The sequence below is a fragment of the Pseudomonas capeferrum genome (assembly GCF_000731675.1).
GTDB classification, from domain to species: Bacteria; Pseudomonadota; Gammaproteobacteria; order Pseudomonadales; family Pseudomonadaceae; genus Aquipseudomonas; species Aquipseudomonas capeferrum.
Genome location: NZ_JMIT01000003.1, coordinates 47,192 through 60,435 on the forward strand (window position 1 = coordinate 47,192; position 13,244 = coordinate 60,435).

12 protein-coding genes and 2 tRNA genes are annotated in these 13,244 nt (G+C 60.2%); 1 reads left to right on the forward strand and 13 read right to left on the reverse strand.

What is annotated here, in order from left to right:
* Nucleotides 1–12: 12 nt before the first annotated feature.
* The 10 genes from nusA to rlmE all read right to left on the reverse strand — a co-directional run bounded on the left by nusA (nt 13) and on the right by rlmE (nt 8,597).
* On the reverse strand, nt 13–1,494 hold the full coding sequence (gene nusA, locus PC358_RS17925) for a transcription termination factor NusA (protein ID WP_027595024.1): 1,482 nt from the start codon (nt 1,492–1,494) through the stop codon (nt 13–15).
* Between the two features lie 59 nt (nt 1,495–1,553).
* Entirely contained in the window at nt 1,554–2,012 is a 459-nt protein-coding gene (gene rimP / locus PC358_RS17930; protein ID WP_033702568.1) for a ribosome maturation factor RimP, read from the reverse strand.
* Nucleotides 2,013–2,142: 130 nt separating this feature from the next.
* A tRNA-Met gene (locus PC358_RS17935) sits at nt 2,143–2,219 on the reverse strand.
* Nucleotides 2,220–2,318: 99 nt separating this feature from the next.
* Nucleotides 2,319–2,404, reverse strand: a tRNA-Leu gene (locus PC358_RS17940).
* Between the two features lie 20 nt (nt 2,405–2,424).
* Complete coding sequence (secG, locus tag PC358_RS17945) at nt 2,425–2,820, reverse strand: preprotein translocase subunit SecG (RefSeq protein WP_033701589.1); 396 nt, start codon at nt 2,818–2,820, stop codon at nt 2,425–2,427.
* Nucleotides 2,821–2,824: 4 nt separating this feature from the next.
* Nucleotides 2,825–3,580 carry a triose-phosphate isomerase gene (gene tpiA / locus PC358_RS17950; RefSeq protein WP_033701590.1) on the reverse strand — a complete coding sequence of 252 codons (756 nt, stop codon included), beginning with the start codon at nt 3,578–3,580 and terminating at the stop codon, nt 2,825–2,827.
* Nucleotides 3,581–3,645: 65 nt separating this feature from the next.
* Nucleotides 3,646–4,986, reverse strand: a complete 1,341-nt coding sequence (glmM, locus tag PC358_RS17955) for a phosphoglucosamine mutase (RefSeq protein ID WP_033701591.1) — start codon at nt 4,984–4,986, stop codon at nt 3,646–3,648.
* Nucleotides 4,987–5,002: 16 nt separating this feature from the next.
* The gene (folP, locus tag PC358_RS17960; RefSeq protein ID WP_033701592.1) at nt 5,003–5,854 is read right to left on the reverse strand and encodes a dihydropteroate synthase; all 852 of its coding nucleotides are present in this window, start codon (nt 5,852–5,854) and stop codon (nt 5,003–5,005) included.
* A gap of 8 nt (nt 5,855–5,862) precedes the next feature.
* Entirely contained in the window at nt 5,863–7,767 is a 1,905-nt protein-coding gene (gene ftsH / locus PC358_RS17965; RefSeq protein WP_033701593.1) for an ATP-dependent zinc metalloprotease FtsH, read from the reverse strand.
* Between the two features lie 203 nt (nt 7,768–7,970).
* A complete protein-coding gene (gene rlmE, locus PC358_RS17970) occupies nt 7,971–8,597 on the reverse strand; it encodes a 23S rRNA (uridine(2552)-2'-O)-methyltransferase RlmE (protein ID WP_033701595.1) in 627 nt (208 codons plus the stop codon).
* A gap of 102 nt (nt 8,598–8,699) precedes the next feature.
* Here rlmE and PC358_RS17975 point away from each other — a divergent pair, with 102 nt between their 5' ends.
* A complete protein-coding gene (locus PC358_RS17975) occupies nt 8,700–9,008 on the forward strand; it encodes a YhbY family RNA-binding protein (RefSeq protein WP_033701598.1) in 309 nt (102 codons plus the stop codon).
* A gap of 12 nt (nt 9,009–9,020) precedes the next feature.
* Here PC358_RS17975 and PC358_RS17980 read toward each other — a convergent pair whose 3' ends face one another.
* Genes PC358_RS17980 through carB form a run of 3 tightly spaced genes read right to left on the reverse strand, consistent with a single transcriptional unit; the run spans nt 9,021 to nt 13,148 of the window.
* The gene (locus PC358_RS17980; RefSeq protein ID WP_081874760.1) at nt 9,021–9,470 is read right to left on the reverse strand and encodes an MFS transporter; all 450 of its coding nucleotides are present in this window, start codon (nt 9,468–9,470) and stop codon (nt 9,021–9,023) included.
* Nucleotides 9,448–9,930, reverse strand: coding sequence for a transcription elongation factor GreA (gene greA, locus PC358_RS17985; RefSeq protein ID WP_077068663.1), 483 nt, complete (start codon nt 9,928–9,930; stop codon nt 9,448–9,450). The genes PC358_RS17980 and greA overlap by 23 nt, the downstream gene beginning before the upstream one ends.
* Nucleotides 9,927–13,148 (reverse strand): carbamoyl-phosphate synthase large subunit, encoded by a 3,222-nt coding sequence (carB, locus tag PC358_RS17990; protein ID WP_033701599.1) that lies wholly within the window; start codon nt 13,146–13,148, stop codon nt 9,927–9,929. The genes greA and carB overlap by 4 nt, the downstream gene beginning before the upstream one ends.
* Nucleotides 13,149–13,244 lie beyond the last annotated feature (96 nt).

The following is a 13,244-nucleotide window of genomic DNA, read 5'->3' on the forward strand; positions in this document are numbered from 1 at the left end:
GGCCGCGCCTAATTACTCGAACCAGTGGGCTCGGGCGGCCATGATCAACTTGCCGGCACGCTCTTCGTCGATGCCGTCGATGTCGAGCAGATCGTCGATCGACTGCTCGGCCAGGTCTTCGCGGTTAACCACGCCGCGCACCGCCAGTTCCGCCGCCAGGTCCTTGTCCATGCCCTCAAGGGAGAGCAGGTCTTCGGCCGGATGGGCGTCTGCCAGTTTTTCTTCGGTAGCGATGGCCTTGGTCAACAAACGGTCCTTGGCTCGAGCGCGGAGCTCATTGACGATATCTTCGTCAAAGCCATCGATGTTGAGCATTTCTTCCAACGGTACGTAGGCAATTTCTTCGAGGCTGGTAAAGCCTTCGTCGACCAGCACTTGGGCCAGCTCCTCGTCGACTTCCAGTTCATCGATGAAATTGCGCAGGATGTCACCGGTTTCTGCTTGCTGCTTGGCCTGGATGTCCTTTTCGGTCATCACGTTCAAGGTCCAGCCGGTCAACTGACTGGCCAAACGAACGTTCTGACCGCCACGGCCAATGGCCTGGGCAAGGTTGTCTTCGGCGACGGCGATGTCCATGGCATGGGCATCCTCGTCAACGATAATCGCCGCGACTTCAGCCGGCGACATGGCGTTGATGACGAACTGCGCCGGGTTATCGTCCCACAGGACGATATCCACACGCTCACCACCCAACTCTCCGGATACGGCTTGGACGCGCGAACCGCGCATGCCGATACAGGCACCTTGCGGGTCGATGCGCTTGTCCTTGGAGCGGACGGCGATCTTGGCTCGCGAACCCGGATCACGGGAGGCAGCCATGACTTCAATGAGGCCCTCGGCAATTTCCGGCACTTCAATGCGGAAAAGCTCGATCAGCATCTGTGGCGCAGTGCGCGACAGGATCAGCTGGGGGCCACGGTTTTCAGTGCGGATTTCCTTGAGCAGCGCACGCAGGCGCACGCCAACCCGGAAAGTCTCGCGGGGAATGATGTCTTCGCGAGCCAGCAAGGCCTCGGCGTTGTTGCCCAGGTCAACGATGACGTTGTCGCGGGTAACCTTCTTGACGGTACCGGAGATGATCTCGCCTACGCGTTCGCGGTAGGCATCGACCACCTGGGCGCGCTCGGCCTCACGGACCTTCTGCACGATGACCTGCTTGGCGGTCTGGGCGGCGATACGACCGAACTCGATAGACTCGATCTTCTCCTCGATCACGTCACCGACCTTGGCTTCAGGGTGGGTCTCGTGGATCTTGCTCAACCAGGTCTCGATTGCCGGATCATCAAGATCGGCTTCATCGACCACGGTCCAGCGACGGAAGGTCTCGTAGCTACCGGTGTGGCGGTTGATTTCCACACGCAGGTCGACTTCGTCCTCAAAACGTTTTTTGGTTGCAGTGGCCAGGGCCACTTCCAGCGCTTCGAAAATGACGCCGGGCGGTACACCCTTTTCGTTGGATACCGATTCAACAACCAGCAGTACTTCTTTGCTCATCGTACGCCTCGCCTTGCGCAAGCCATTGGGCCCGGATAGTCCGCCGGGCCCGGCACGTCTCAGTCAAAACTGGGAATAATATTGGCCTTGTCGATCGAGTCGATCGGCAACAGGAACTCCTGGTCGTCCACCTGGACCACCACATCCTGCTCCTCCACACCGCGGAGAAGGCCCTGGAAGTTACGACGACCCTCGAAGGGTGAGCGCAGCTTGATCTTCACTTGTTCGCCGGCATGCGAGGCAAACTGTTCAAGCGTGAACAGCGGGCGTTCCATGCCAGGAGAAGAAACCTCTAGGGTATATTCAGAGCTGATCGGATCTTCCACATCGAGGACGCTGCTGACCTGACGGCTGACTTCAGCGCAGTCGTCCACCAGAATGCCGCCTTCCTTATCGATGTAGACACGTAGTACCGAATGCTTGCCCTGGGAGACGAATTCGATCCCCCAGCATTCGAAGCCCAGCCCCGTGACCACCGGGGCCAACAAGGCCTGCAACTGTTCTAGCTTGCTCGACACCTGAACCCCCTCGTGCATGCTGTGCAAATAAAAAATGGGCGAAGCGCCCATCCCTGAAAGCGCCGTTGGACAACGACGCCGAAAACTGTTCGGCTAGCAAAAAGCCCCTGAAAAGGGGCTCCGCTAAAGCTGGTTGCGGGGGCTGGATTTGAACCAACGACCTTCGGGTTATGAGCCCGACGAGCTACCAAGCTGCTCCACCCCGCGACAAAGCTGGGGCGAAAGTATAAGACCGAACCCCGTACGGGGTCAATCCGACCTCCACCTACAAGAAAGCCCGCATAAAGCGGGCTCTCTTGCTTCAATTGGTACCGAGAAGGGGACTCGAACCCCTACACCCTATGGGCACAACCACCTCAAGGTTGCGTGTCTACCAATTCCACCACCTCGGCAATACTACTTTTGAAACCCGTTACTTCTGCTCATCTGCCGGAGGAGGTACATCACCCGTACTCGGAGTGGCTTCGCTCTTCTGCTGTTGGAGCACCGGTACATCATCATTCACTGCCGGCTTTTGCTCTTTCACTTCCAACACTGCTGGATCTGGAAGGCCCGCCTGGGTCAGCTTGTGAGCTTGTTCCTTGGCGAAGTATCCTAACCCAAGTGCTGTCAAAAAGAAAGTGGCAGCGAGTATTGCAGTGAATTTACTTAGGAAGGTTGCAGAGCCTTGGCTTCCGAACACAGTATTTGAGGCACCTGCGCCGAAAGATGCACCTGCTTCCGCACCCTTACCCTGTTGCAACAGAACCAGCACTACTAGCGACAGCGCTGCCAACAGATGAAAAACAACGATGACTGTTTCCAGCATTTGTTCAGTTTCCTGCGGCGCGACAAATTGCACCGAATTCGTCTGCGTTCAGGGACGCTCCACCAATGAGCCCCCCATCGATATCCGGCATGCCGAACAGTTCGGCCGCATTGGCCGCCTTCACGCTGCCGCCGTAGAGCAGCTGCACCTTCGCAGCCACTTCAGCATCTTCTGCCGCCAACTGACCGCGGATGGCAGCATGCACATCCTGAGCCTGTTGTGGCGTGGCCGTAAGGCCAGTGCCGATGGCCCATACAGGCTCATAAGCAATTACTGCATTGGCAAAAGCCTTAACACCGAACGCTTCGATGATACTGCTTAGTTGACGCCCGACAACTTCGAGTGTCTTGCCCGCCTCGCGCTCTTCAAGGGTTTCCCCAATACACAGCACGGGCTTCAAACCTTTGGCCTGTGCGGCTGCAAACTTGCGGTTCAGCACTTCATCACTCTCGCCGATGACCTGGCGACGCTCCGAATGCCCAACCAACACCAACTTGCAGCCCACTTCAGCCAGCTGTTCCGGGCAAACTTCCCCGGTCAGCGCACCCTGTTCGGGTTGTACAGCAGAATTCTGTGCGCCGACAGTTATTTCTTTACCTGCCAGGCCATCGATCACTTGATTGATGAACAAGGCCGGTGGAAATACCGCGACTTCCACTCCGCTCGGCAGGGCAAGATTGCTCAAGCCCTCGGTCAGCTCAGCGACGCTGGCGCGGGTACCGTGCATCTTCCAGTTACCAGCTACCATAGGGCGACGCATGCTTTACCTCGTCGGTCAAAGTGGGCGCAGATCTTACCCAACCAGATCTGCGCTGGCAAGCGCCTTCAGACACAAACTTCGCTGACCAGTTTCGCCAGGGCTTCGGCATGGCCGCGAACCTGACTTTCGTCGTCGCCTTCGACCATGACCCGCACCAACGGCTCGGTACCGGACTTGCGCAGCAGCACGCGACCGCGACCGGCCATCGCCTCGGTGACCTTGGCACTGGCTTCCTGCACCGCAGGGTGCTCCAGAGGGTCGACCTTGCTTGCCCCATAGCGCACGTTGATCAGTACCTGAGGGCACTTGCGCAGGGCCTGACGGGCCTGGGCCAGTGTCTCGCCGCGACGCTTGAGCGCCATCAGCACCTGCAGCGCGGCGATGATCGCATCACCGGTGGTGGTGTGGTTGCAGCACACGACATGCCCGGAGTTTTCACCCCCGACCAACCACTCGCGCTCGAGCAGTTCGGCCATGACGTAACGGTCGCCGACCTTGGCCCGCACGAACGGGATATCCAGCTCCTTGAGCGCAAGTTCAAGGCCCAGGTTGCTCATCAGCGTGCCCACTACCCCGCCTTGCAGCTTGCCGCGGTCATGCAGGTCACGGGCGATGATGAACAGCAATTCGTCGCCGTCGACGATGGCACCCGTGTGATCGACCATCAGCACCCGGTCACCGTCGCCATCGAAGGCGATACCGAGGTCGGCATGGCCCACCAGCACGGCGGCCTGCAGCGACTCGATATGGGTAGAGCCACAGCCTTCGTTGATGTTCAGGCCATCAGGCTGAGCATTCAGAATGGTCACGTCGGCACCCAGTTCGCGGAACACGCTTGGCGCGACCTTGTACGTGGCGCCATGGGCGCAATCGACCACCAGCTTGAGGCCGTCGAAGCTGGTGCTCGAAGGCACACTGCTCTTACAGAACTCGATGTAGCGGCCAGCCGCATCGTTGATGCGCGAGACCTTGCCCAGCTTGCCCGACTCGACCACCGTCATCGGCTGATCGAGCAACTCTTCGATCATCAACTCGACTTCGTCAGGCAGCTTGGTGCCCTGGCCAGAGAAGAACTTGATGCCGTTGTCGTCGTGCGGGTTATGCGACGCGCTGATGACAATACCGGCTTCAGCGTGGAAGGTACGCGTGAGGTAGGCGATGGCCGGGGTCGGCATCGGCCCGAGCAGCATCACATCGGCACCGGCCGCAGAAAGCCCGGCCTCGAGCGCAGATTCGAACATGTAACCGGAAATACGCGTGTCCTTGCCCACCAGCACACGGCAATGGCCCTGCTTGCGGAAAGCCATGCCAGCCGCCCAGCCGAGCTTCAGCATGAAGTCCGGCGTGATCGGGAATTCGCCGACGCGGCCACGAATGCCGTCGGTACCAAAGTATTTTCTGCTCATAGCGACTCCAATGTTCTTATTCGGCGTGTTGAACCGCAGCGATCATGCGTACCACATCGACAGTTTCGGCCACATCATGGACGCGAAGGATGCTCGCCCCCTTGGTCATGGCCAACGCTGCCAGCGCCAGGCTGCCGTACAAACGCTCGCCGACCGGACGATCCAGCGTCAGGCCGATCATGCTCTTTCGTGAAACACCCACCAGCAGTGGGCGCCCAAGGCGATAGAGCGCTTCCATGTGCTTGAACAGGCTCAGGTTGTGCGCCAGTGTCTTGGCGAAACCGAAGCCTGGGTCAAGAATGATTCTGTTTGCATCGATGCCCGCCGCAGCGCAAGCGGCCATCCGTTGTTCAAGATATCGCGTAACGTCCGCTGTCACATCATCGTAATGCGGGTCGTCCTGCATATTGCCCGGCTCACCGCGCATGTGCATCAGGCACACCGGCAGGCCGGTATCGGCCGCCGCGTCCAGGGCACCATCGCGCTCCAGCGCGCGTACGTCGTTGATCAGCCCAGCCCCCAGCCGCGCAGACTCGCGGATGACCGCTGGCGTGGAGGTATCAACCGAAATGACCACATCCAGGCGGCTATTGATCGCCTCGACCATCGGCGCCACGCGCTCGATTTCTTCGGTCACGGACACGGCACGCGCCCCAGGGCGCGTCGACTCGCCACCGATGTCGATCAGCGTGGCGCCTGCGGCGACCATCGCTTCGGCATGCCGCAGCGCAGCGTCGCGCTGGCTGAAGCGCCCGCCGTCGGAGAAGGAGTCGGGGGTGATATTGAGGATACCCATGACATGGGTACGCGACAAATCAAGAACCCGGTTGCCGCAAGGCAACCGGGTCGGGTACTGCACTGAGCTCATAGATGCCCTTAGTGTTGAGCCGCTGGGCCGCCAATCGGCGATTCCGGGCGATCACCCTGGGCTGCCGGGGTACCCGAAGCCGAGTCACCATCCCAATCGCGAGGTTCGCGCGGGGCACGACCATTCATGATGTCGTCGATCTGGTCGGCATCGATGGTCTCGTACTTCATCAGCGCTTCAGCCATGGCATCGAGCTTGTCACGGTTGTCGGTGAGCAGCTGCTTGGCCGTGGCGTAGCACTGGTCGATGATGCTGCGCACTTCCGAGTCGATCAGCTTGGCGGTTTCACCCGACACGCTGGCGTGCTGGCTGCCGGCGCTACGGCCGAGGAACACCTCGCCTTCTTCTTCGGCATACATCAACGGGCCGAGCTTCTCGGAAAGGCCCCACTTGGTAACCATGTTCCGGGCAATCTGGCTGGCACGCATGATGTCGTTGGAGGCACCGGTGGTGACGCCGTCGAAGCCCAGGGTCATTTCTTCGGCGATACGGCCGCCGTACAGCGAGCAGATCTGGCTGATCAGCGCACGCTTGGACAGGCTGTAACGGTCTTCTTCAGGCAGGAACATGGTCACACCCAGGGCACGACCACGCGGGATGATCGAAACCTTGTAGACCGGGTCATGCTCAGGCACCAGACGACCGACGATGGCGTGACCGGCTTCGTGGTAGGCGGTGTTCTGTTTTTCTTTCTCGGACATGACCATGGTCTTGCGCTCGGCGCCCATCATGATCTTGTCTTTGGCCAGCTCGAACTCTTTCATTTCGACCAGGCGCTTGTTGGAGCGAGCAGCGAACAACGATGCTTCGTTGACCAGGTTGGCCAGGTCGGCACCGGAGAAGCCTGGGGTACCACGGGCAATGACCGCCGGGTTGACGTTCTCGCCGATCGGCACCTTGCGCATGTGCACCTTGAGGATCTGCTCACGGCCGCGGATGTCCGGCAGGCCAACCACCACCTGGCGGTCGAAACGACCAGGACGCAGCAGTGCCGGGTCGAGGACGTCCGGACGGTTGGTCGCGGCGATGACGATGATGCCATCGTTCATCTCGAAGCCGTCCATCTCTACCAGCAGCTGGTTGAGGGTTTGTTCGCGCTCATCATGACCACCGCCCATACCGGCGCCACGGTGGCGACCCACGGCGTCGATTTCGTCGATGAAGATGATGCACGGGGCGTGCTTCTTGGCCTGCTCGAACATGTCGCGCACACGGCTGGCACCGACACCGACGAACATTTCAACGAAGTCCGAACCGGAAATGGTGAAGAACGGCACTTTCGCCTCACCGGCAATGGCCTTGGCCAGCAGGGTCTTACCGGTACCCGGTGGGCCGACCATCAACACGCCGCGAGGAATACGGCCGCCGAGGCGCTGGAACTTGCCCGGGTCACGCAGGAATTCGACCAGCTCGCCGACTTCTTCCTTGGCTTCGTCGCAACCCGCGACGTCTGCCAGGGTGGTCTTGACCTGGTCTTCGGACAGCAGGCGCGCCTTGCTCTTGCCGAAACTCATCGGCCCGCCCTTGCCGCCTGCGCCGCCTTGCATCTGGCGCATGAAGAACATGAATACCGCGATGATCACCAGGATCGGGAAGCTGGCTACCAGCAACTGAGTCCAGATGCTCTGCTGCTCGGGCTGCTTGCCTTCGACGACCACGTGGTTGTCGACCAGGTCGCCGATCAGGCCATTGTCGGTAATGGCCGGGCGCACGGTCTTGAAGCTGTCGCCGTCAGCGCGCTTGCCGGTAATGATGTAGCCGTCGACGGTCACACGCTCGACTTTCCCGTCCTTGACCTGTTGGATGAAGTCGGAGTAGTTGAGGGTCTGCGGCTCGTTAGGGCTTGAGAAGTTGTTCATCACTGTCACCAGGACAGCTGCGATGATCAACCACAGGATCAGATTCTTTGCCATGTCGTTCAATTCGCTACCCTCTGAGGCCGGCGCACGACGCAGCCGTGCCTCGCATGATATTCATCGCCCTAACTTACTACATTACCTACGCATCCGCAGGCACCGTCTGTAACCCTTTGTGAAACCTAGACTACACGAAGTTCGGACGATCCTGACGGGCTGGCCGATTGGAATTAACTATCAGCCACCCCGTAGCACGCCTTTCACACGCCTTTGAAACCTTTACCCAGCAGGTACTGCTCACGCGAGCGATCCCGCGAAGACGACGGCTTGCGCATCTGCACCTTGTCGAACTTGGTGCGAACGTCCTTCAAGTACATGTCGAAGCCTTCGCCCTGGAAAATCTTGATCAGGAAGTCACCACCAGGCTTCAGCACGCGGGTTGCCAGGTCAAGCGCCAACTCACAAAGGAACATGGCGCGCGGCATGTCCACTTCAGGCGTACCACTCATATTGGGGGCCATGTCGGAAATCACAAGGTCTACATGCGAATCGCCGACCGCTTCCAGAATCTGCTGCAGCACTTCATCGTGGGTGAAGTCACCCTGAATGAAGGTCACGTCCGGGATCGAGTCCATTTCCAGGATATCGGAGGCAATCAGACGGCCCTGGCCACCAATCAGACGACTGGTCACCTGCGACCAGCCTCCTGGGGCTGCGCCGAGGTCGATCACACTCATGCCCGGGCGGATCAACCGGTCCTTTTCCTGGATCTCAAGCAGTTTGTAGCTTGCACGCGAACGGTAGCCATCCTTCTGCGCTTGTTTGACGAAAGGGTCGTTAAAATGCTCACGCAGCCAGTTAGCGCTGCTTTTGGAACGTTGTACCACGGGGCACCTCGATGATATGCGTCGTGATTGACTGGGCGGAGCCGGGGGCCCTCGGGTAAAATGCCTGTCAATTTTACAGAATCAGACGGAAAGGGTCAGATTATGCCGCTCAATAACGAGCAGAAGAAGCAATACAAGTCCATTGGTCATGACCTGAAGCCGGTCCTGATCGTTGCTGGCAACGGTGTTAACGAAGGCGTTGCTGCCGAACTGGAACGCGCACTCGCCGATCATGAACTGATCAAGGTCGAGATTCGCTCCGAAGATCGCGAAGAACGCGCTGCCGCCATTGCCGAGTTGTGCAAGGTCGGCCGTGCTGAACTGGTGCAGACCATCGGCAAGAAAGCGCTGATCTACCGCAAGAACCCGCAGCCGAACAAGCAGCTGTCGAACGTCCACCGCTTCAAGTAATAGCGGCTCCGATCAGTGGCGCGCCTTGCGCGCCCTGACCGGTACTGGCTGGGCCACCAGCACGATGCCGGAAAAACCCAGCACCAGGAAACAGAACATCTGCCAGCGCTCGCCCACGGATATACCGTAGCGCAAGGTGTAATACCCCACGCAGGCACCAAAGCCGAGCAACAGCATCTGGCCACGGAACTGTCGCCACCAGGCCGCCAGGCCATCCACCCTCGCCAATACCGCCAGCTGGGTCAACAAGCCAAGCAAGGCCACGCCAATCAACCAGCGGTCGATCTGCCCGGCAATATCCTGCACCAGCAGGGGCGCCAGGCCACTGACCTTGAGCGCGGGCACCAGCCCCACATGAAACACCCACAAGCCGCCGACCCAGAAAACCTGGGCCAGCTGCCAGAGGATCCCTTCAAGGGATGGCGCCCGCAGGCGCCGGTCAGATGTGCTGGACTTCGACAATCTCGTACTCGACCGTGCCACTTGGCGTCTTGATGACGACGATATCACCTTCTTCCTTGCCGATGATGGCACGGGCAATCGGCGCGCCTGCCGACAGCTTGCCCAGCTTGATGTTGGCTTCGTCTTCACCCACGATCTGGTACTTCACGCGCTCGTCGGTTTCGGTATTGGCCAGCTCGACGGTAGTGCCGAAAATGACCTTGCCGGTGTGCGGGATAGAGGTCACATCGATCACCACCGAGTTCTGCAGGCGGCCTTCGATATCGCGGATACGCGCCTCGACCATGCCCTGCTCTTCACGGGCGGCATGGTATTCGGCGTTTTCCTTGAGGTCACCCAGCTCGCGTGCTTCACCGATCGCCTGGCTCAGGCGCGGGCGCTCGGTCTTGCTCAGGAACAGGTGCTCCTCTTCCAGGGCGCGAGCGCCCTGGACGGTCATCGGGTATTTGGTAATGCTCATGCTTTGAGTCCTGCATGCAGATCCTGCAAGCGACGAACGGTCTTCTCGGGACCAAACTTCAGCGCTTCGCAGATGGCTTCACCGGCCGCAATGGTGGTGGTGCAGTAAATCTTGTGCTGCAGCGCATTGCGACGAATCGAGTAGGAATCAGCGATCGACTGACGGCCTTCGGTGGTGTTGATGATCAGCGACACTTCGTCGTTCTTGATCATGTCGACCACGTGCGGGCGACCTTCGGTCACTTTGTTCACACGGCGCACTTTCAGGCCTGCCGCCTCGATAACCTTGGCGGTGCCGGCAGTGGCAACCACTTCGAAGCCCAGGGCGATCAGGTCGCGGGCAACGCCAGCCACTTGTGGCTTGTCGTCGTCACGCACGCTGATGAACGCGGTACCGCCGGTTGGCAGCACTTCGCTGGCACCCATCTGAGCCTTGGCGAACGCTTCACCGAAGCTGTCACCGACGCCCATGACTTCACCGGTCGATTTCATCTCAGGGCCGAGGATCGGGTCAACCCCTGGGAACTTGGCGAACGGGAAGACGGCTTCCTTGACGCTGTAGAAGTTCGGGATGATTTCTTTGGTGAAACCGATCTCTTTCAGGGTTTTACCCGCCATCACGCGGGCGGCAATCATGGCCAGCGAGGTGCCGATGCACTTGGAGACGAACGGCACGGTACGCGAAGCGCGCGGGTTGACTTCGATCACGTAGATCTTGTCGCCCTGCAGGGCCAGCTGAACGTTCATCAGGCCGACAACGCCCAGCTCCAGGGCCATTTTCTTGACCTGTTCGCGGACTTCGTCCTGCACGTGAGCCGGCAGCGAGTACGGTGGCAGCGAGCACGCCGAGTCACCGGAGTGAACGCCGGCCTGCTCGATGTGCTGCATGATCGCGCCGATCACCACGTCGGTGCCGTCGCAGACCGCATCCACGTCCATCTCGATGGCGCAGTTGAGGAAGTGGTCGAGCAGCACCGGGCTGTCGTTGGACACCTGTACGGCTTCACGCAGGTAGCGCTTGAGCTCGTCCAGCTCGTAGACGATCTCCATGGCGCGGCCACCCAGTACGTACGACGGGCGCACCACCAGTGGGTAACCGATACCGCCAGCGGCACGGATGGCCTCGTCTTCGCTGCGCACGGTCGCGTTTGGCGGCTGCAGCAGGTTCAGGCGCTGAACCATCTGCTGGAAGCGCTCGCGGTCTTCGGCGCGGTCAATGGCGTCCGGGCTGGTACCGATGATCGGTACGCCGGCTTCTTCCAGGGCGCGTGCCAGTTTCAGCGGGGTCTGGCCGCCGTAGTGAACGATCACGCCCTTCGGCTTCTCGACACGGCAGACTTCCAGCACGTCTTCCAGGGTCAGCGGCTCGAAGTACAGACGGTCGGAGGTGTCGTAGTCGGTGGAGACGGTTTCCGGGTTGCAGTTGACCATGATGGTCTCGTAACCGTCTTCACGCAGCGCCAGGGCCGCGTGCACGCAGCAGTAGTCGAACTCGATGCCTTGGCCGATACGGTTAGGGCCGCCACCCAGGATCATGATCTTGTCGCGGGTCGACGGGTTGGCCTCGCACTCTTCCTCGTAGGTCGAATACAGGTAGGCGGTGTCGGTGGCGAACTCGGCAGCGCAGGTGTCGACGCGCTTGTAGACCGGGAACACTTCCAGCTTGTGGCGGTGACGACGCAGGTTCTTGTCGGTAATGCCGAGCAGCACAGCCAGGCGCTGGTCCGAGAAGCCTTTGCGCTTGAGGCGCAGCATCATGCCTTTATCGATGGCCGACAGGGCCAGGGTCTTGACCTTCTCTTCTTCCTTGATCAGGTCTTCCATCTGAACCAGGAACCACATGTCGATGCCGGTCAAGGCGAAGATCTCTTCGCAGGTCATGCCCGAACGCATGGCGTCGGCCACATACCAGATACGCTCGGCGCCCGGCACGGTCAGCTCGCGCTTGAGGATGCTGGCCGCTTCGGCGCTGGCCAGGTCAACTTTCGGGTCCAGACCGCAAACACCGACTTCCAGGCCGCGCAGGGCTTTCTGCAGGGATTCCTGGAAGGTACGGCCGATGGCCATGACTTCACCCACGGATTTCATCTGGGTGGTCAGGCGGGCGTCGGCTTTCGGGAATTTCTCGAAGGCGAAACGTGGCAGCTTGGTGACGACGTAGTCGATCGACGGTTCGAACGACGCCGGGGTACGGCCGCCGGTGATGTCGTTCTGCAGCTCATCGAGGGTGTAGCCGACAGCCAGCTTGGCGGCGATCTTGGCGATCGGGAAGCCGGTGGCCTTGGAAGCCAGGGCCGACGAACGCGATACACGCGGGTTCATCTCGATCACGACCATGCGGCCGGTGTCTGGGCAGATACCGAACTGCACGTTGGAACCGCCGGTTTCGACACCGATTTCACGCAGCACCGCCAGCGAGGCGTTGCGCATGATCTGGTATTCCTTGTCGGTCAGGGTCTGGGCTGGGGCAACGGTGATCGAGTCGCCGGTGTGCACGCCCATCGGGTCGAAGTTCTCGATCGAGCAGACGATGATGCAGTTGTCCTTCTTGTCGCGGACCACCTCCATCTCGTATTCCTTCCAGCCGATCAGCGATTCGTCGATCAGCAGCTCTTTGGTCGGCGACAGGTCCAGACCACGGGCGCAGATTTCTTCGAACTCTTCACGGTTGTAGGCGATACCACCACCGGTGCCGCCCATGGTGAAGGACGGACGGATGATGCATGGGAAGCCGAGCTTCTCGAGGACCGCATTGGCCTCCTCCATGCTGTGGGCGATACCGGAGCGCGGGCATTCCAGGCCGATGTCTTTCATCGCCTTGTCGAAGCGCGAACGGTCTTCTGCCTTGTCGATGGTGTCGGCGTTGGCGCCGATCATCTCTACGCCGAACTTTTCCAGAACGCCGTGGCGCTCCAGGTCCAGGGCGCAGTTCAGTGCGGTTTGGCCGCCCATGGTCGGCAGGACGGCGTCAGGGCGCTCCTGCTCGATGATCTTGGCCACCGACTGCCATTTGATCGGCTCGATGTAGGTGGCGTCGGCCATGGCCGGGTCGGTCATGATGGTGGCCGGGTTGGAGTTCACCAGGATGACGCGATAGCCTTCCTCGCGCAGGGCTTTGCAAGCCTGGGCGCCGGAGTAGTCGAATTCACAGGCCTGGCCGATCACGATCGGGCCAGCGCCGAGAATCAGGATGCTTTTGATGTCTGTACGTTTTGGCATGGTTGTCACTCAAATCCGCGGGTCAGTCGGCAAGCCGTCTTGAACAATCTGGGTCAGGCGCTTCCGGGCGCGGCGCGAGCCGGCCCGGGGCCTTGA

Excerpts from the sequence above, each read along its gene's own strand:
- secG (WP_033701589.1), bottom strand. The coding sequence starts at position 2,820 with ATGCTGGAAACAGTCATCGTTGTTTTTCATCTGTTGGCAGCGCTGTCG.
- greA (WP_077068663.1), bottom strand. The coding sequence starts at position 9,930 with ATGAGCATTACCAAATACCCGATGACCGTCCAGGGCGCTCGCGCCCTG.
- ftsH (WP_033701593.1), bottom strand. The coding sequence starts at position 7,767 with ATGGCAAAGAATCTGATCCTGTGGTTGATCATCGCAGCTGTCCTGGTG.
- folP (WP_033701592.1), bottom strand. The coding sequence starts at position 5,854 with ATGAGCTCAGTGCAGTACCCGACCCGGTTGCCTTGCGGCAACCGGGTT.
- glmM (WP_033701591.1), bottom strand. The coding sequence starts at position 4,986 with ATGAGCAGAAAATACTTTGGTACCGACGGCATTCGTGGCCGCGTCGGC.
- carB (WP_033701599.1), bottom strand. The coding sequence starts at position 13,148 with ATGCCAAAACGTACAGACATCAAAAGCATCCTGATTCTCGGCGCTGGC.
- tpiA (WP_033701590.1), bottom strand. The coding sequence starts at position 3,580 with ATGCGTCGCCCTATGGTAGCTGGTAACTGGAAGATGCACGGTACCCGC.
- nusA (WP_027595024.1), bottom strand. The coding sequence starts at position 1,494 with ATGAGCAAAGAAGTACTGCTGGTTGTTGAATCGGTATCCAACGAAAAG.
- PC358_RS17975 (WP_033701598.1), top strand. The coding sequence starts at position 8,700 with ATGCCGCTCAATAACGAGCAGAAGAAGCAATACAAGTCCATTGGTCAT.